17 protein-coding genes are annotated in these 18666 nt (G+C 67.4%); 9 read left to right on the top strand and 8 right to left on the bottom strand.

Annotated elements, in window-relative coordinates:
* Nucleotides 1-67: 67 nt before the first annotated feature.
* From BM199_RS26055 to paaE, 7 genes are all read left to right on the top strand, one after another.
* Nucleotides 68-937: a 3-hydroxyacyl-CoA dehydrogenase family protein gene (locus BM199_RS26055; RefSeq protein ID WP_091676719.1), complete on the top strand. Its 870-nt coding sequence runs from the start codon at nt 68-70 to the stop codon at nt 935-937.
* A 101-nt stretch (nt 938-1038) separates the two neighbouring features.
* Nucleotides 1039-3075 carry a phenylacetic acid degradation bifunctional protein PaaZ gene (gene paaZ, locus BM199_RS26050; protein WP_091676717.1) on the top strand — a complete coding sequence of 679 codons (2037 nt, stop codon included), beginning with the start codon at nt 1039-1041 and terminating at the stop codon, nt 3073-3075.
* Complete coding sequence (paaA, locus tag BM199_RS26045; protein ID WP_091676714.1) at nt 3072-4028, top strand: 1,2-phenylacetyl-CoA epoxidase subunit PaaA; 957 nt, start codon at nt 3072-3074, stop codon at nt 4026-4028. Before paaZ ends, paaA begins: the two co-directional genes overlap by 4 nt.
* Nucleotides 4025-4321, top strand: coding sequence for a 1,2-phenylacetyl-CoA epoxidase subunit PaaB (gene paaB / locus BM199_RS26040; protein WP_091676711.1), 297 nt, complete (start codon nt 4025-4027; stop codon nt 4319-4321). The genes paaA and paaB overlap by 4 nt, the downstream gene beginning before the upstream one ends.
* Before the next feature lie 13 nt (nt 4322-4334).
* On the top strand, nt 4335-5204 hold the full coding sequence (gene paaC, locus BM199_RS26035) for a 1,2-phenylacetyl-CoA epoxidase subunit PaaC (protein ID WP_091676708.1): 870 nt from the start codon (nt 4335-4337) through the stop codon (nt 5202-5204).
* A gap of 5 nt (nt 5205-5209) precedes the next feature.
* Nucleotides 5210-5710, top strand: a complete 501-nt coding sequence (gene paaD, locus BM199_RS26030) for a 1,2-phenylacetyl-CoA epoxidase subunit PaaD (RefSeq protein ID WP_091676822.1) — start codon at nt 5210-5212, stop codon at nt 5708-5710.
* A 214-nt stretch (nt 5711-5924) separates the two neighbouring features.
* Entirely contained in the window at nt 5925-7007 is a 1083-nt protein-coding gene (paaE, locus tag BM199_RS26025) for a 1,2-phenylacetyl-CoA epoxidase subunit PaaE (RefSeq protein ID WP_091676704.1), read from the top strand.
* Between the two features lie 48 nt (nt 7008-7055).
* Here paaE and betT read toward each other — a convergent pair whose 3' ends face one another.
* Nucleotides 7056-9164, bottom strand: a complete 2109-nt coding sequence (gene betT, locus BM199_RS26020; RefSeq protein ID WP_177242791.1) for a choline BCCT transporter BetT — start codon at nt 9162-9164, stop codon at nt 7056-7058.
* A gap of 271 nt (nt 9165-9435) precedes the next feature.
* On the opposite strand from betT, the gene BM199_RS26015 reads away from it, so the two are divergent.
* Entirely contained in the window at nt 9436-9870 is a 435-nt protein-coding gene (locus BM199_RS26015) for a DUF6314 family protein (protein WP_091676687.1), read from the top strand.
* On the opposite strand, the gene BM199_RS26010 is transcribed toward BM199_RS26015, so the two are convergent.
* The 3 genes from BM199_RS26010 to hisD form a co-directional block, all read right to left on the bottom strand.
* Nucleotides 9862-10728, bottom strand: a complete 867-nt coding sequence (locus BM199_RS26010) for a nitrilase-related carbon-nitrogen hydrolase (RefSeq protein WP_091676682.1) — start codon at nt 10726-10728, stop codon at nt 9862-9864. The two genes, BM199_RS26015 and BM199_RS26010, sit on opposite strands and share 9 nt — an antisense overlap.
* 25 nt (nt 10729-10753) lie before the next feature.
* The gene (locus BM199_RS26005) at nt 10754-11863 is read right to left on the bottom strand and encodes an ester cyclase (RefSeq protein WP_218160440.1); all 1110 of its coding nucleotides are present in this window, start codon (nt 11861-11863) and stop codon (nt 10754-10756) included.
* Nucleotides 11864-11983: 120 nt separating this feature from the next.
* A complete protein-coding gene (hisD, locus tag BM199_RS26000) occupies nt 11984-13303 on the bottom strand; it encodes a histidinol dehydrogenase (protein WP_091676671.1) in 1320 nt (439 codons plus the stop codon).
* Between the two features lie 72 nt (nt 13304-13375).
* On the opposite strand from hisD, the gene BM199_RS25995 reads away from it, so the two are divergent.
* A complete protein-coding gene (locus tag BM199_RS25995; protein WP_091676665.1) occupies nt 13376-14281 on the top strand; it encodes a LysR family transcriptional regulator in 906 nt (301 codons plus the stop codon).
* Between the two features lie 32 nt (nt 14282-14313).
* On the opposite strand, the gene BM199_RS25990 is transcribed toward BM199_RS25995, so the two are convergent.
* The 4 genes from BM199_RS25990 to BM199_RS25975 are packed head-to-tail and all read right to left on the bottom strand — an operon-like array spanning nt 14314 to nt 18568.
* Nucleotides 14314-15318, bottom strand: coding sequence for an ester cyclase (locus BM199_RS25990; protein ID WP_091676660.1), 1005 nt, complete (start codon nt 15316-15318; stop codon nt 14314-14316).
* Between the two features lie 54 nt (nt 15319-15372).
* The gene (locus BM199_RS25985) at nt 15373-16761 is read right to left on the bottom strand and encodes an ABC transporter substrate-binding protein (RefSeq protein ID WP_091676653.1); all 1389 of its coding nucleotides are present in this window, start codon (nt 16759-16761) and stop codon (nt 15373-15375) included.
* Nucleotides 16758-17651: a carbohydrate ABC transporter permease gene (locus tag BM199_RS25980; RefSeq protein WP_091676651.1), complete on the bottom strand. Its 894-nt coding sequence runs from the start codon at nt 17649-17651 to the stop codon at nt 16758-16760. The genes BM199_RS25985 and BM199_RS25980 overlap by 4 nt, the downstream gene beginning before the upstream one ends.
* On the bottom strand, nt 17648-18568 hold the full coding sequence (locus tag BM199_RS25975; RefSeq protein ID WP_091676648.1) for a carbohydrate ABC transporter permease: 921 nt from the start codon (nt 18566-18568) through the stop codon (nt 17648-17650). The genes BM199_RS25980 and BM199_RS25975 overlap by 4 nt, the downstream gene beginning before the upstream one ends.
* Between the last annotated feature and the right edge of the window lie 98 nt (nt 18569-18666).

Here is an 18666-nt window from a genome sequence, read left to right as displayed (position 1 = left end):
TGCCGCTCAGTAAAGGCAGCGCTCGTGCCGATGTCAAGAGACGGTTGTCGACCCGGTTTTCGCCGGAATGGAGGGCATTATGAGTTCAGCAGTGCCGGAGGATGTCGGGGTCGTCGGCGGTGGCCGGATGGGTGCGGGTATCGCCCAGGTCTTCGCCGTCGCCGGGGCGCGGGTGTCGGTAGTGGAAGGTGACGCCGCCGCCGCGGATGCCGCCCGCGAGCGGATCCGGGCCGGACTCGATCGGGCGGCCGAGCGGGGGAAGCTCGAAGTGTCCGCCGGGGAGGTCCTCGACAGGATCGCGATCATCACCGATCCCGCTGACCTGCCCCGTGCCGCGGGCCTCGTCGTCGAGGCGGTACCGGAGCGAGCGGAGGTGAAGATCGAGGTCCTCACCGCCGCCGAGCGAGCTGTCGGCGAGGACACGGTGCTCGCGACGAACACCAGCTCCCTTTCGATCGCCGAACTGTCCGCCGCCCTGAGCAGGCCCGAGCGGTTCCTCGGCATGCACTTCTTCAACCCGGTGCCCGCGTCGCGACTGGTCGAGGTGGTCACCGGACCGGACACGGGCACTGCCGCCCGGGACGCCGTGCTCGACTGGGTCGGCGCGCTGCACAAGACCGCCGTCACCGTGCGGGACTCGCCGGGCTTCGCCACCAGCAGGCTGGGCGTGCTGCTCGGGCTGGAGGCGATCCGGATGCTGGAGGAGGGGGTCGCCGACGCCGAGTCGATCGACACCGCGATGGAACTCGGCTATCGACACCCGATGGGCCCGCTGCGTTCCACCGACCTCGTCGGCCTCGACGTGCGGCTGGCGATCGCCGACTACCTCCACGGCACCCTCGGCGAGCGGTTCTCGCCGCCCCAGCTGCTGCGGGACAAGGTCGCGCGCGGTGAGCTCGGGCGCAAGGCGGGACAGGGGTTCCATCGCTGGGAGTAGCGGTGCGCCTGCGATTGCGGCCTTTCGCCGTGGGTGTGAGGACGCTACCATGACTTCCTGAACGTTCGGTTGGTAATTAAGAACCCGGGAGGGCGGATCCGATGGCAGCAGTACTCCGTAGCTATGTCTCCGGCGGCTGGCAGGCCGCCGAGGGCGAGGGCTCGCCGCTGCACGACGCGGTGACCGGCGAGGAGGTCGCCCGGATCTCCTCGGCCGGTATCGACATGGCGGGCGCACTGGAGTACGGCCGCAGGGTGGGCGGTCCCGCGCTGCGGGAGCTGACGTTCCACCAGCGTGCGGCGCTGCTGAAGGCGCTGGCCTCGCACCTGCGCGAGCACCGCGACGAGCTGTACGAGCTGTCGGCGCGCACCGGTGCCACACCGGGTGACTCCAAGTTCGATGTGGACGGCGGAATCGGCGTCCTGTTCGCCTACTCCAGCAAGGGCAAGCGCGAGCTGCCGAACGACACCGTGTACGTCGAGGGCGCGGTCGAGCCGCTGTCCAGGGGTGGAACCTTCGTCGCCCAGCACATCGCCACACCACTGCACGGTGTCGCGGTGCAGATCAACGCCTTCAACTTCCCGGTGTGGGGCCCGTTGGAGAAGTTCGCTCCCGCGTTCCTCGCGGGTGTGCCGAGCCTGGTCAAGCCGGCCAGTCAGACCGCGTACCTGACGGCCCGGCTGGTGGAGCTGATCATCGAGTCCGGAATCCTGCCGGAGGGCGCACTGCAGTTCGTCTGCGGGAGCGCGGGCGACCTGCTCGACCACGTGACCGGGCAGGACCTGGTGTCGTTCACCGGTTCGGCGACCACGGCGCAGAAGCTCCGCGCGCACCCGGCCATCGTGCGCGGCAACGTCCGGTTCAACGCCGAGGCCGACTCGCTGAACTGCTCGATCCTCGGCCCGGACGCGGTAAAGGGCACGCCGGAGTTCGACCTGTTCGTCAAGCAGCTGGTCACGGAGATGACGGTCAAGGCAGGCCAGAAGTGCACGGCCATCCGCCGCGCGTTCGTCCCCGCCGACGTGCTCGGCGACGTGGCGGATGCCGCGAGCGAGCGGCTGGCGAAGGTGACGGTCGGGCACCCGACCGCCGAGGGCGTCCGCATGGGGGCCCTGGCCAGCCTCGAGCAACGCGAGGAGGTCCGCCGCTCACTGAAGGCACTGCTCGACGTCGCCGGCGTCGTGTACGGCGACCCCGAGCAGGTCGAGGTCGTCGCTGCGGACGCCGAGCGTGGCGCCTTCCTCTCCCCGGTGCTGCTGCGGGCCGACGACCCGGAGCGGGCGGAGGTGCACGAGGTCGAGGCGTTCGGCCCGGTCTCCACGCTGCTGCCGTACACCTCCACCGCGCAGGTCGTCGAACTCGCCGCGCGCGGGCAGGGCAGCCTGGTCGGCTCCGTGGTGACCGGAGACCCGGAGTTCGCCCGCGAGATCGTGCTCGGTGTCGCGCCGTGGCACGGCAGGCTGCTGGTGCTCGACACCGACAACGCCAAGGAGTCCACCGGGCACGGTTCGCCGATGCCGCAGCTCGTGCACGGCGGTCCGGGCCGCGCGGGTGGCGGCGAGGAGATGGGTGGCATCCGGGGCGTGCTGCACCACATGCAGCGCACCGCGGTGCAGGCCAGCCCGACGGTGCTCACGGCCGTCACCGGCCGCTGGGTACAGGGAGCACCGCGACAGGAGGGCGTCCACCCGTTCCGCAAGTCGCTGGCCGAACTGCGCATCGGCGACTCGGTGACGGCGGGCGCCCGCACCGTGACGCAGTCCGATGTGGACCATTTCGCTGAGTTCACCGGGGACACCTTCTACGCCCACACCGATCCGGAGGCCGCCGCGGCCAACGAGCTCTTCGGCGGCATCGTCGCGCACGGCTACCTGGTCGTGTCGTTCGCCGCGGGCCTGTTCGTCTCGCCGGAACCCGGCCCCGTGCTGGCCAACTACGGCCTGGAGAACCTGCGCTTCCTCACTCCGGTCAAGCCGGGGGACGCGCTGACCGTGACGCTCACCGCGAAGCAGATCACTCCCCGGGAGAACGCGGACTACGGCGAGGTCCGCTGGGACGCCGACGTGACCAACGCCGACGGCGACTCGGTGGCCAAGTACGACGTGCTGACCCTGGTGGCGAAGGAGGCGACGGCATGACCGCAACGCTGTCGGACGCCGAACTCGAGCGGCACTTCGAGCGGACGATCGAACGGGACCAGCGGCTGGAGCCGAGGGACTGGGTGCCGGAGGGCTACCGCAAGACGGTGGTCCGCCAGATCGCCCAGCACGCGCACTCGGAGATCATCGGCATGCAGCCCGAAGGTGCCTGGATCACCCGTGCGCCGTCGTTGCGGCGTAAGGCAATCCTGCTGGCGAAGGTGCAGGACGAGGCCGGCCACGGGCTCTACCTGTACTCGGCAGCGGAGACCCTCGGCGCCGACCGGGCGGACCTGACCGACAAGCTGATCAGCGGCAGGCAGAAGTACTCCTCGATCTTCAACTACCCGACGCTGACGTTCGCCGATGTCGGGGTCATCGGCTGGTTGGTCGACGGCGCCGCGATCTGCAACCAGGTGCCGCTCTGCCGCAGCTCCTACGGTCCTTACGCCAGGGCGATGATCCGGATCTGCAAGGAGGAGTCCTTCCACCAGCGGCAGGGCTACGAACTGCTGATGACCATGATGCGCGGGACCGAAGCGCAGCGGCGGATGGTGCAGGAGGCCACCGATCGCTGGTGGTGGCCGTCGCTGATGATGTTCGGCCCGCCGGATGCGGATTCGCCCAACACCGAGCAGTCGATGACGTGGAAGGTCAAGCGGCACACCAACGACGAACTGCGTCAGCGATTCGTCGACATGTCGGTGCCGCAGGCCGAGGCGCTCGGCGTGTCCCTGCCGGATCCGGACCTGAAGTGGAACGCCGACCGTGGCCACTACGACTTCGGTCCGATCGACTGGGACGAGTTCAAGAACGTGTTGCGGGGCAACGGCCCCTGCAATGCCGAGCGCATCGCCCACCGGCGGCGTGCGCAGGAGGACGGCGCCTGGGTCCGTGAGGCGGCAGCCGCCCACGCGGCCAAACAGGCAGCGTTGAAGGGAAGGGCGGCATGACTGAGCCGGTGCGGCATGACTGGCCGCTCTACGAGGTGTTCGTCCGGGGAAAGCGCGGACTGAACCACGTGCACGTTGGCTCGCTGCACGCCGCCGACGACCAGATGGCACTGCACCACGCCCGCGATCTCTACACACGGCGCAACGAGGGCGTGAGTATCTGGGTGGTCAGGGCCGCCGACATCACCGCGTCGAGCCCGGACGAGAAGGACCCGTTCTTCGCGCCCAGTGGCGACAAGGTGTACCGGCACCCGACCTTCTACGACATCCCCGACAACGTCCCCCACATGTGAACGGGTGTCGAGAATGAGCTTTGACAACGCCTATGAGGCGATCACCGAGGAGAACGACTCGTCCCGGTGGGCGTTCGGCACCGGCTTCGACGACCCGTTGTCCGGAGTGGACACCACCGTTCCGGCGGAACTCGACGCCGCCCGGTTGTCGGCTTACTGCCTCATGCTCGGCGATGACGCGCTTGTCATGTCCCACCGGCTGCAGGAGTGGTGCACGAACGCTCCCGAGTTGGAGGACGAGGTGGCGATCGCCAACATCGGGCTCGACCTGCTCGGGCAGGCACGGCTGCTGCTGACACGGGCGGGCCGGGCCGATGAATCCGGTCGCGGCGAGGACGACTTCGCGTTCTTCCGCGAGCAGGGCGAATTCCGGAACGTCCGGCTCGTCGAGCTCGGTGGGGGACACTTCGGGCACCTCATCGCCCGGTTGCTGGTCTTCTCGACCTGGCGTCTCGCGCTGCTGCAGCGGCTGACCGCCTCGCCGGACCCGGTGCTGGCCGCAATCGCCGCCAAGGGAGTCAAGGAACTCACCTACCACCGCGACTACGCAGCACAGTGGGCTGTTCGACTCGGTGACGGCACCGAACTCTCCCGGGAGCGGATGCAGGACGGGCTGGACGACACCTGGCCCTATGTCGAGGAACTGTTCACCACGCACCCCGTCGAAACCGCCGTCGGTGTCGATCCGGCCTCGCTCCGCGAGGAGTTCGGCGATGTCCTGACACAGGTCCTGTCGGCCGCGACGCTCACCCGCCCGGAGCACCCGGGAATCGCCGGTGTGGCTGGCCGGACCGGGCGCGACGGCGTGCACACCGGACAGCTGAGCTTCCTGCTGGCCGAGATGCAGAGTGTCGCGCGGGCGCATCCGGAGGGGACCTGGTGATCGCCATGAGCCCCGTGCTCGACGCCAGGACGGTCGCCGAGACCGTCACCGATCCGGAGCTGCCGATGCTGACCCTGGCCGACCTCGGCGTGCTGCGGGACGTTCACGAGCGGGACGGGAAGGTGGTCGTCTCCATCACCCCGACCTACACCGGTTGCCCCGCGATGGACACGATGCGCGACGACCTGGAGCATGCGCTGCTGGACGCGGGCTACTCCGAGGTCGAGGTGCGTACCGTGCTGCGGCCCGCGTGGAGCACGGACTGGATCACCGAGCGTGGCAGGCGCAGGCTCGCCGATGCCGGTATCGCCCCGCCGGGCACGGCACCCCGATCCGGCGACGGGCCGGTACCGCTCACCCTCGGCGCGCCGGTGCGCCGCGTGTCCTGCCCGCAGTGTGGATCGGCCGACACCGAGGAGGTGTCCCGGTTCAGTGGGACCGCCTGCAAGGCGCTGCGCCGCTGCCGTTCCTGTGCCGAGCCGTTCGAACACATAAAGGAAATCTAGTGAGGATGGGGCGTCTGCAAGTACCACCGAGCAAGATCATCAGCGTCGCCGACTACCTCCAATCGCACTTTCCCGGGAAAGTGCGACACGTGCACGCGCAAGGACCGCACTTTCCCGGGAAAGTGCGGGGCCGTGAAGCTCCCCGTTCCCGGTCCTGGGCTTGTCCTTCCGCACTTTCCCGGGAAAGTGCGATTACCAGAGGGAGTCGAACACAGTGAGCGTTGCTACCTCGTCCAGGTTGCGCGGCGACTTCCACCGGCTCACGGTGGCCGATGTCGAGGCGCTGTGCGACGACGCCGTCGCGGTCACCTTCGACGTGCCCGGGGACCTCGCCGACGCGTATGCCTTCCGGGCAGGTCAGTCCCTCACCCTGCGACGCTTCGTCGACGGCAGGGAGGAACGCCGTTCGTACTCCATCTGCGCGCCGGAGGGTGCGGCGCCACGGATCGGGGTGCGGGAGGTGCCGGACGGTCTGTTCTCCCGGTGGTTGGTCCACGACGTGCGACCGGGAGACGAGATCGAGGTGGCCACTCCGACCGGCAACTTCACCCCGGACGTCGACGCGCCAGGGCATCACGTCCTCATCGCGGCAGGCTCCGGCATCACCCCGGTGCTGTCCATCGCCGCTTCGGTGCTGCGAAATCCGGCCTCCACGGCCACCGTGCTCTACGGGAACCGGCGAACCGACACTGTCATGTTCGCCGACGAGCTGGCCGACCTCAAGGACCGCTACCCGGCCCGGCTCGAACTGGTGCACGTCCTGTCCAGGGAACCCCGCGAGGCAGACCTGTTCACCGGCCGGTTGGACGCGGAGAAGCTCCGCGCGCTGCTCGCGGTGCTGCCCGACTCCCGACGAGTGGATCACTGGTGGTTGTGCGGTCCGTTCGGCATGGTCGAGGATGCCCGCCGGGTACTCACCGAGTCCGCTGTGGACAATGCGCGGGTGCATCGGGAACTGTTCTATGTGGATGACGTACCGCCCGAACCCGTCCGGCACGAGGAGGCGCCACTCGACGGCGAGACCGCCGAGGTGACGCTGATCCTGGACGGACGGTCCACCACCGTCGCCCTGCCGCGTGACCGGGCGGTCCTCGACGGCGCCCAGCGGTCCCGGCCGGACCTGCCCTTCGCCTGCAAGGGCGGGGTGTGCGGCACGTGCAGGGCGAAGGTCACCACCGGCAGTGTGCGGATGCGCCGCAACTTCGCCCTCGAGGAGGCGGAGGTGCGGGCCGGGTTTGTCCTCACCTGCCAGTCGTTGCCGACCTCCGACGAGCTGACCGTCGACTACGACGCCTGAGGGTCTGTCGCCGGTCGCGGGGTGCTCACCCCGCGACCGGCGCGGACGTCACTCGATGGTTTCGGGCGTGGTTGAGCCGTTGTCAGGCAGCGCGGTGCCGTTGACCGTGCCCCGGTGCAGGCGGAGGAACTCGAGGTGGCGTTCGTACTGGTCGAGGATGTCCCCGATGAGCTGGTCCTTGCTGTAGCCCAGCACGTCGTAGTCCTGTCCGCCCTCGGTCAGGTACACCTCGAAACGGAAGTAGGTGTCCTGAGTGCTCAGTGAGCCGACCGCGAAGGCGGGCGTCTCCGCCTCCGAGGGCCAGATGCGGTAGCGGAACTCCTCCTCGCGCCCGAGCGCGACGGACAGGTCCAGGTGCGGCAGACCGAGTTCGGTGACCAACTCCTCGGTCACCGCGGCGTCAGCGCCCTGCGTCCGCAACTCCTCGGCGACCTCTTCGAATGCGGGTCGCGCCGACTCCTCGACGAACCGGGATGCCGTGCGCCTGCCAGGGTAGCTCATCACCCTTGCCAGGCGCTGCTTCCAGGTCCGCGACACTCCACGTCCCTCCACAGTGGTGCGCTCCGAAAGGGACGATGGCAGCGTGGTCTTGAAGCTTTCCTCACGGGACCGCTCGACTCGCAGCGCCTTGTAAAGCCCCCACATGATCAGGAACATCACGAAGGAGAACGGCAGACCCATGATGATGGTCGCGCTCTGCAGGGTCGGTACTCCGCCCACGAGCAGCATCGCCAGCGTCAGCAGGCCGATCGCGGCCGACCAGAAGATCCGCAGCCACTTCGCCGCGTCGGTTCTCGGTGTCTTCAGATACGAGGTGAAGTTGCCCATCACCAGTGAGCCGGAGTCGGCCGAGGTCACGTAGAACAGCAGGCCGACGAAGGTGGCGAGGCCGGCGCTCAGCGTGACGCCGGGATATTGGTCGAGCAGCGAGTAGAACGCCTGTTCAGGCTGGTTCATCGCTGCGTCGCCGAACTCGGCGTTGCCGTTCATCACCACGCGCAGTGCGCTGTTGCCGAAGATCGACAACCAGGTGAGGGTGAACAGGAACGGGATGACGAGGGTCGCGGCCACGAACTGGCGGATCGTCCGTCCACGCGAGATGCGGGCGAGGAACAGGCCGACGAACGGTGCCCACGCGATCCACCACGCCCAGAAGAACAACGTCCACGAGTTGAGCCAGTCGGTCGGCCGGTCGAACGCGAAGGTGTTCAGTGTCATGTCACTGAAGCTGCTGACGTAGTCGCCGATGTTCAGCACGATGGCGTTGAGCAGAAAGATCGGGTCCTCGCTGAACAGGATGAACAGCATGAGGCCGATCGCCAACACGACGTTGAGTTCGGACAGGCGCCGGATGCCCTTGTCCACGCCGGCCACGGCGGAAACCGTGGACATCAGCACGGCCAGGACAATGAGGCCGATCTGCGCGGCTGTGCCTTCGGGGATGCCGAAAAGGAAGTTCAGGCCGTAGTTGAGCTGGACGACACCGATGCCGAGCGACGTCGCGATGCCGAAGATCGTGCCGAGCACGGCGGCGATGTCGACCGTGTGACCGATCCTGCCGTGAATCCGCTTGCCGAAGATCGGGTACAGCGCCGAGCGGATGGTCAGGCCGAGGTTGTAGCGGTAGGCGAAGTAGCCCAGCGCCATCCCCATCAGCGCGTACATGGCCCAACCGGTGATGCCGTAGTGGAACAGCGTCCACACCAGCGCTTCACGGGCTGCCTCGATGGTCTGTCCGTCGCCGACCGGTGGCGCCAGGTACTGCGTGACCGGCTCTGCCACGGAGAAGAACATGAGATCGATGCCGATTCCCGCGGCGAACAGCATCGCGCCCCAGGCGAAGATGCTGTAGTCCGGCTTGGAATGCTGCGGCCCCAGTTTCACCTTGCCATAGCGGGAGAGCGCGATGAAGACGACGAACACCAGGAACAGAGTGGCCGCGAGGAAGTAGTACCAGCCGAAGCCCTCGGAGATCCACGAGACAACGGTGCCGATGGCCTCCGAAGCCGCGACCGGGGTGACGATCGCCCAGATGGAGATGGCGAGGATGCACGCGGAGGAGCCGAAGAAGACCACCGGGTTGATTCGGTTCTGCTTCTCCTCGGGCGGGCTGTCATCAGGCCCAGGCCGTTGCTCGGTATCTTCGGTGGTGGTCACGATCTCTTCCCTTTCGGTCCGGCGTCGTTTCCGGAATTCGCGCTAGTCGGCGAAAGCCCGTTCCGGTCGCAGCGCCCGGCGCGGCTGCTGTGCACTCCCGTGTGGACATATGCAGCCTGCCGCGGCAAAACCGGTTTCCTCTGGTCCTGCCGCGGCATGGTCGGGCACAAATGCTACATCGGCGACACCGGCCTGGCGCGGTACCGCACTGGCGGGTGGTCCGGAGCACAAGGTATGTGCCGTGAAGGTGGCCGCCCGTCATACTGGCCGCATGCGCTGGCACCCGGTCCGGGAACTGGCCGGCTTCCTCGCCGGGAACTGGCTGGTCGAACGCGAGATCGCGACCGCCGCCGATATCCGGATCGGCACCTTCCACGGGACGGTCGTTGTCGAGGCCGTCGATGGTGAACTGGTGTACCGCGAGGAGGGCGTCCTCGATCTGGGTACGCACCGGGGTCCCGCGACCAGGGTGCTGCGCTACCGGCCGACCGGTGCCGCACGCGCGGATGTCCACTTCGAGCACGGTGGCTACTTCCACGACGTCGATTTGTGCACGGGTAGGTGGCAGGTGGAACATCCGTGCCGTGCCGATCACTACCTCGGCGAGTACCGCGTGTTCGGTTCCACGCACTGGCAGCAGCGGTGGCAGGTGACCGGTCCGGCGAAGGATCACACGATCGTCACCGATTTCCGTCGCTCAGCGTGAGCGCGGCGACCACGCGCAAGCGTGCGGGACCGTGCCAGTGTGCACCGTCGCCGAGGTGAGGGCGCTGTACATCTCGGGTCGCCGATCCGCCAGCAGGTCGGCATGCGCTGTCAGGGATTTGTCCCTGGCCAGTTCCAGGTCGATGTCGGCTGCCGCGACCCCGTCCGCATCGGGTTCACCGAGCACCCATCCTTCGTGGCTGATGACGGCCGTTCCCTCGGTCCACCGAACGCCGCGCTCGACACCCGAGCGGTCGCAACATGCCACGAAGACGCGGTTCGCGCGTGCGGCCGCCATCGCGAGGACGATCTCGGGCGCCCGCTCCCCGGCCGGACGTGGCACGAGCGGCCAGTTGACGGGCGCGGCGATGAGGTCGGCGCCGCGCAGGACCATGCTCCGGGGCATTTCGGGAAATTCCAGGTCGTAGCAGATGAGCACGCCGATCCTGCCCGCCTGGGTGCGCACCACAGGCGGCTGGTCCCGCCCCGGAGTGAACACGGTCTTTTCCCGGTCCCACAGGTGGGTCTTGCGGTAGACGGCCAGCACACCGGTCCGGTCCACCACCGCGGCGCTGTTGTACAGGTGGCCGTCCGCGCCCAGCTCGCAGAATCCGCCGACCACCACGGCACCACGGGCCGCGGATGCCCATCGTGCGAACAGCGGATGTTCCGGCGTCACGGCCACGCGCCTTGCCTGCTCCGACGTCTCGAAGACATAGCCCGACGTCGCCAACTCCGGTAGCACGACGACACGCGCGCCGCCGTCCGCCGCCCTGCGGACGGCGGCGACGGTCAGTGCCTGGTTCCCGGCGAGATCACCTAGCCTGGGTGCGAGCTGAGCGCAGACGATTCTGGTCATCCCTGTACTCGCGCTCCGCGAGTGCTCACCACACCTCGGCCAGTGGTTTGTCGGACAGTAGTTGCGCGAGCACGTCGAACTCGTTGAACAGCGACCACTCCTCGACAATCCGCCCCTTGGCGAAGTACAGCTGCGAAATACCCCACAGGTGTACCTTGCGTCCGGTCGGTTTCCCGTACAGCCCGAAGCCCCGGTGAGTGCCCGCACCCGACCAGCGGACCGAGGCGCTGAACCCCTCGGCCTCGTTGCCCATCCAGTAGACCTCGTCCACCTGGACGCCGAGGTCAGGGAAGGTGGCGAGGAGGCCCCGCGCCATTCCCCGCACGTCCGAACGGCCGTATCCACTTCGGTTGCTGGTGCCGTGCCAGCGTACGTTCGGCGCGTACGCCCGGTCGACCGCGCTGAGATCGCGCCGGTTGTACGTGTCGTGGAACAGGGCACGCACCGCGTGGTCGACGTCGAACACGCGACCGCGAGGGGCCGGGTACGGCTCCGGCTTGCGACCTCCGGTCAGCCTGTCCGGCTCGACCAGTTGCCGTTCGGTCAGCGGCGCGATCCCGCCCTCGTTGCCGTACGTCCGGGCGGCCTCTGCCACGTTGATGCCGAGCTGCGAGAGCTTGGCCGCCGTGTTGTACAGCACCCACTCCTCGAAGATTTCGTTCTCCCGCACCACGCAGTTGGCGATGACCCAGGTCTCGAGCTTGCGCCCCGTCGGCGGGCCCCAGCGCCAGGGACCGGTGTGGTGCCCGATGTTGATGGCGCGGTGCGAGGTGACGAAGCCCTGGTCCTCGTCGCCGGCCCAGATGACGTCGTCGGCGTAGTGCCGGCAGTCGGGGAACGCGTTGATGCTCTGCATCGTTCCGTTCACCAGTTGCTCGACGCCGTACTTGAAGCCGCTGTCGTCGTACAACCTGCAGCCGGGACTGTAGGTGTCGTAGATGTAGCCGACGTCCTGGTCCTCCCAGATGCGGTGAGTGATGCGGACGATGTAGTCGACGATGTCGGTGTAGGTGTCCTCGAACCCGCGCATCGGCTGCCTGCGCTCGCCCAGTGCGGCACTGGGACGGTCGGCACCGCTGCCCGGACGAACCGAGATGGAGTAGTCGGTCGGCATCGTCCGCGCGCCCGGAGCCATGGTGCCGCCTGGCGTGGAGGAGGGATTGGCTGCCGGGGACTGGTGTGTCGGCTGGGTTTCGGGCGGTACGGACTCGCTTGAACCCTGTTCGGCGGATTTCGCCATCTGTTCGGTCCCTTTCTATGCGTGGTGTTCGGCAAGTCGGAGGGTGGCAGTCGCCCGGTGTGCCGCCATGCCCTCGTACTCGGAGATGACCTCTACGGCTTCGGCCGCCGCGGGCGTGGCCTCCCGGGTGACCCGTTGGTAGGTCAGCGGTTTCAGGAACCGGGAGACGGAGAGGCCGGCGCTGTGCTTCGCGCCACCGGCGGTCGGCAGCACGTGGTTCGTCCCCGCCATGCCCTTGTCGGAGTAGGCGACCGTGCTCCACCTGCCGAGGAAGATGGAACCGTAGTTCCGCAGCGCGCCAAGGTAGTAGTCGTCGTCAGCGGTCTGGATCTCCAGATGCTCCGGCGCGAGATCGTCCATCAGGGCGACGGCGGTGGCCGCATCGCGTGCCCATGTCACCGAGCCGAAGTCCCGCCATGCCGGTCCCGCGATATCGCGGGTCGGCAGCGTTGCGAGTTGCCGGTCCACCTCGGCGATGACCGTCTCCCCGAGTTGCTGCGAGGTGGTGACGAGTGCGGCGGGGGAGTCCTTGCCGTGTTCGGCCTGACCCAGCAGGTCGGCGGCGACCAGGCGCGGGTCCGCGGTGGCGTCCGCCAGGACGGCCACTTCGGACGGTCCGGCGAGCAGATCGATCGCCACCGTGCCGAACAACTGCCGCTTCGCCTCGGCCACGAAGGCGTTGCCCGCGCCGACCAGCATGTCCACCGGCTGCTCGTCGAGCAGCCCGAAGGCCATCGCGGCCAAGGCCTGGACCCCGCCGAGCACAAAGCTTCGGTCCACACCGGACAGGTGAGCCGCGTACAGGACCGCCGGGTCCGGCCTTCCGTCCCTGCGTGGCGGCGTACAGGCGAGGGTCGTCGGGACGCCGGCCGCCTTGGCCACTCCTACGGTCATGAACGCGCCGGCCAGCAGCGGGAAACGGCCGGCGGGCAGGTAGGCCCCTACTCGCTCGACGGGCACGTACCTGTGGCCGGTGATCAGTCCGGGAGCCAGTTCGGTTTCGAAGTCGACGAGGTGCGCACGCTGCGCACGGGCGAAACTCCCGGTGCGGTCGGCGCCGAGTTCCAGTGCGGCACGCAGCTCGGGAGTCAGATCGTCGCCACTGCCGCGCAGCTCGGCCGCGCCGATTTCGACATCGGACCGTTCCCACGCGTCGAGTTCCTTGGCATACCGCAGAACCGCGGGCATTCCGTCCCGCTCGATGGCGCTCAGCATCTCCGAAACCCGCTCGATGACAGCGGGGTCGCGTTGTGCGGCGGGGGCGTTCACTGCGGGGGCTTTGAGCAACCGGTACGAACCGTCGAGTTCGGCCAGTCGAGATGGCGTGTATCGCATGGGAACGACGCTAGATCCGGATTGAACAAAGGACAAGGTTGCCAAGTCTTGCGGATAGCATAGGGTTTTCCTATGACGCTGAAGCAACTGCGAGCCTTCCTGCTCGCGGTACGCATGGGCTCGTTCACCGCCGCCGCTACCACGATGCGTGTCTCCCAGGCATCCGTCTCCGAGTTGATCCGCAAGCTGGAGGACGAAAACGCCACGCCGTTGTTCACCCGCAGTGGCAGGAGGCTGGTACTGACCGCCGCCGGAAGCGCCCTCCTGCCCTACGCGGAGCAGGCGGTCGCCGCGGCCGACGACGGTGTGCGCGCCCTTCGCTCCGTGCGCTCGCTCGAAGGTGGCGTCGCGACCTTCGGACTGCTGCGCAACGCCGCCTATTACCTGCTGTCCGATCTGGCCCAGCACTTTCACGAGCGATACCCCGAGGTGCGGATCCGGCTCATCGGGTTGAACTCCGTCGAGGTCGCGGCGGCGGTCGCGGCAGGGACGATCGAGGCGGGCCTCGTCGTGCTGCCCATCGAGGCTGAAGGCCTCGCGGTGACACCGTTGCTGCGGGACCAGGTTCGCTACGCCAGTGCCACGCCGGAGCGGGTCTCGGCGCCCGTGTCGATCGAACAGATCGCCCGTTCCCGACTGATCCTCTACGACGCGCACTACGGCTGGCGGGACCCCACCCGCAGGCAGCTCGCCGACCGCGCGCAGCTTGCCGGGGTGAAACTCGAGCCGTGGATCGAGGTCGAGCACGTCGAGTCCGCACTGAGCCTGGTCGAGCGGGGCGTCGGTGACACCGTGGTTTCCACGGCGGTCGCCGAGAGTCCCGCCTGCCCGCGGTCGGTGCGCACGATCGGCTTCGCCGAACCGTTGCATGACACGATAGCGCTGGTGCGCAGGGCTGGAACCGTGCTCTCGCCAGCGACCCGCGAGCTTGCCCGGCTGGCTCAGCACATGCTCCTCGCTCGCGACGCCAGGACATGACAATAGGAGCCGCTTTCTTGGCAGCGCCCGGATCAGCACCGGGATACGTCGCTCTGGCCCTCGCCGTGCGCACGCAGGATCTGCGCGAGGATCGCGATCTCGTCGTACACCCGCCACTCCTGAACGACTTTTCCCTCCCGCAACAGGAACTGGGAGGAGCCGAGTACCTGGACGGGAGATCCGCTGACCGGGCCGTAGACAGGCGTACCGCAATAGGTGCCCCGCAACCACCACACCAGCCCCACCCGCAGGCCTCCATGCGGTACCGAGTAGTTGCTCACCACATCGCGGACCTCGACGGTGGCGTCGGGGAACGGTGCGAGCAGGTCGAGCAGGCCCTGTTGGTACCCGGCAGGACGGGTCAGTGTGCGGTGTCGTGAGGTGTGGCAGGTGACGTCGCGCGCGACGAAGTCGGCGGTCCGGTCGAGTCTGCGCTGGTTCCACACCTCGTCGACAAGCCGCAGTACCTGTGCGCAGTCGTCGCGGTGCTGATCTGGCCGCACCCCCGAATCGCCCTGATCGAGCACGTCCGCGTCGAGTGGCGCGTGCGGTTCCCAGCCGGCGAAGGCGAGGCCGCGCGCGACCTCGACCGGATCGAGTCCGAGCTGCTGGACGACCGCGTACTCGTCGCGCACCACCCATTCCTCCACCATGACCCCATTGCGGTAGAGGCAGTTCGCGATAGTCCGCGAGACGAAGTCCTTCCCGGTCGGCGGGCCGCAGGCCGAGGTTCCGGTGTGCGTGCCAGAGCTGAAGACCCGATGAGAGCTGAGAAAGGCGTCGTCACCTCGCTGCTCCCATACGACATCCTCGGCCTGCCCGACCCTGTCGGGAAAGGCGCTGATCTTCATCAGGGTGCCTCGCACCACCGGCTCCACGCCGTGGACCGTGCCGTACGCGCCGTGCACCACGGAGTCGGGCGCGTAGTTCTGCCTGATCAGGCCGATTCCACGTTGGACCCAGATCCGATCGGTCCATTCGGTGATGAACTCCTCGGGATCGCGGTAGGGGGCGTAGGCGGTCTCGGACAGCGTCATCTGATTCTCCTTGTCACACACGGTGCCGGTCGCTCAATACACAACCGTTGTCCGCTACCGCTCGAGTGCGCGGACGTTCGCCGCGGCCTCGTTCAGCGTGGCCCGGACATTCGCGCCGTGCGCCATCTTGTTGATCGCGACCTCGAGTTCGTCCTGGATCTGGGGCCAGTTGATCGTCATGGGAATGGTGCGGCCGCCCCGCAAGGACGACTCCTGCAGCCGCGGCATTCCGAAATTGGCGTCATTGACCTGCTCGTCGAGCATGTTCTCGGTGTGCACCACAACACTGGTGGCTGCGGCCGGATCGGACTTGTCCAGCGCGATCGCCCGCTCGACTGACGGGTGGGACAGCCATTTCAGGTACTCCCAGGCCGGTCCCTGCTGCTTCGACGTGTTCAGAATGCCCATGAGCCAGGTGTAGCCGTAGGTGATGGTCGGCTTTCCCGCCCAGCCGGGAAGCGGTGCGACGCCGAGGTTGTTCGCGACCTCGGGGGAGGTCTTCTCCGGATCGGTGAAGTCGTCGATCTGCCACGACCAGGTGAGCACGGTGTTCGCGGCGTTCTGTTCGAAGGACTGCGTGGCGTCCGTCTCGTTCCAGTTGGCTGATTCCGGCGGCGAGTAGCCGTCTCTGATCAGGGACACGTACTTCTCCGTGGCCTCGACCGCCTCCGGACTGGTGAAGGCGGGGGTGCCCTGGGCGTCGAAGACGTCCGCGCCGTTGCTCCACAGCATGGAGAGCCAGGTGTAGAGATTCTGTCCGCTGCCACGGCCGTACTGCCCGGCCAGCGGGTGGCGAGACCCGGTGCGTTTCAGTTCGGCGAGCTGCTCGGAGTACTCGTCCCAGGTTTCCGGTGGCTGCAGGCCGAGTTGCGCGTAGCGGTCCTTCCGGTAGAAGAGGTTGTAGGAGAAACCACGGAACGGCAGGCCGTAGACGCTGCCCTCCTCGCCCGCGGCTGCTGCCTGCTGAAACGGCGGCGGATAGTCCGCGATCGACCGGCCGGCCTTGTTCAGTGCGCCGTCAAGGCGCTGCAGGCCGATCTTGGCGGAGGCGCCGTAGGCGTCGGGCCAGGCGACAAGGTCATAGGTACCCCCGCCGATGGCGCTTTCCGCCACGATCTTCTGCAGGTACGAGTCGTAGGGAATGTTGGCCCACTCGACCGTGATTCCCGTGCGTGGCGTGAACTCGGTTTTCGTGCGTTCCCGCAGCGCCATGAACTGTGCCGTCGTGTTGCAGCAGATCAGCAGTCTGACGTGCGCGCCGTCGTAGGGCTTTCCTTGCACCAGTCCCAGTTCGTCCACCGGACCGCTCTGGATCGAGTGCTCGAGATCCTCGGGCTCGAAACCGCCACCGCACGCGCCCGCGAGCATCGTGGCCGTCAGTGAGAGGGCGATCGCGACCCAGGAGCGGCGACGGAACCGTCCGCGTAGTCCGTATCGGCTCACTTCACCGCTCCCATCGTCATTCCCTGCGCGAAGTGCTTGCGTACCAGCAGGGCCAGGATCAGCATCGGCACCATGACGAGCAGCCCGGCCGCCGCCATCTGCCCCCACGCGACGCCCTCCGGCCGGACCAGTGTCATCAGTCCGACCGGAAGGGTGGAGGCTTCGGTTCTGGCGAGGAACGTCGGAAAGAGGAACTCGTTCCAGGAAAGCAGGAACGAGAAGACCACTGACACGAATATCCCCGGCGCGGCCAGCGGGGTGATCACCCGCCACAGCAACGTCACCTGCGAGCAGCCGTCGAGCCGTGCCGCCTCCTCGATCTCGATGGGGAGGCCGTCCACGAACCCCTTGAGCAGCCAGGTGATGTACGGAACGACAAGTGAGAGGTTCACGATAATCAGTGCCGCGTGCGTGTCGATCATGCCGAGGCTGCGGAAGAGAGTCAGGAACGGCAGGGCGATCGCGACGCCGGGGATGAATTGTGTCGCCACGATGGCCAGCAGCAGGCCGCGGTGGCCGGGGAACCGGTACCGGGAGAAGGCGTAGGCGGCGAGCAGTGCCAAAGGTACCGAGATGAGCGTGGTGATGACCCCGATCACGACGCTGTTGAAAATCGGGCGGACGAGGTCGTTGTTGCCGCCCAGAATCTCGCCGAAGCTCTCGAGTGACGGAGTGAACACCAAAGATGTCGAGAAGACCTCGCCTTCTGGCTTGAACGCGGTCACCGCCAGCCAGAAGATCGGGAAGAGGATGAAGAAAAGGATGGCCAGAGTGGACAGTACGCGGAGCACGACGCCCAGTGTGCGTAGCTGGCCACGGTTGGGTGCGGATCGCGGGGCCGGTCGGCGGCTCGTGGTGGCCGGCGCCGGGTGGGTCGCCAGTTCGGTCACTTCTCCTCCTGCTTCGACATCGCGATCAGGTACGCCACGGCGAGCACACCCAGAATGAGCACGATGAGCCAGGACACGGCGGATGCGTATCCGATATCAAGAAAGTTGAATCCCTGAGCGTAGGCATAGAAGTTCATGGTTTCCGTCGCCCTTCCGGGGCCGCCCCCGGTCGTGGTGACCACCTGGTCGAAGACCTTCACCGAGAAGACGGCCTTCAGGAACACCACGATCAGAATCAGCGGACGGAGTAAGGGAAAGGTGACTCTCCAGAACTCCTGCCACGGATTCGCCCCGTCCACTCGAGCAGCTGCCCGGATCTCGGGAGAGATGGAGCCGAGTCCGCCGAGGAACATCAGGGCGATCAGTGGTGCCCAGCCCCAGACCTCCGTCAGCACGAGAACGAACAGTGCCCAGAAAGGGGATCCGAGCCAATCGATGTCCTCTGTGAACGGAAAGATTGAGTTGATCATCCGGTCGTAGACCCCGTAGTCGGGATTGAGCATGAAACGCCAGGAGAAGCCCTTGAGGGCGGGAGCGACCGCGAACGGCAGGATCAGCAGGGCTTTCGTGAACGCGCTCAACCTCGTGGCCCGGTTCAGGACCAGAGCTATCCCGAGTCCGAGACCGACGGACAGCACCACGGAGAGAACGGTGAACTGCGCAGTAACCAGGACACTGTTGAAAAATGTCTCCTCGCCGAACGCTCTGCTGTACTGGTCGAGCCCCACGAACTCCTGTGGACCGCGTGTCTCGTTGAGCCGCCAGTGCCGGAAGCTGTTGATCAATGCGGCGATCAGCGGATAGATCGTGGTCAGTCCGATGGCGAGCAACGCGGGAGCCAGGTGCAGGTACGGAACCCCCACGCGCTGCAGCGCGCCACGTCCGCGACGTCCGCCAGTGCTCGGCGGGGCGGTCATCGGAGCACGCCCCGCGCGGCCGCGGCGGCGTGTTCCGGGCGCTCGTCGCCCGTGTGGTGAGTGGCTTCCGGTCGTCTCGTCAGCACGATCGACTCCTT

Origin of the sequence: Amycolatopsis marina (assembly GCF_900111885.1) — a bacterium.
GTDB classification, from domain to species: domain Bacteria; phylum Actinomycetota; class Actinomycetes; order Mycobacteriales; family Pseudonocardiaceae; genus Amycolatopsis; species Amycolatopsis marina.
This window is presented reverse-complemented; position numbering and strand designations above follow the sequence as displayed.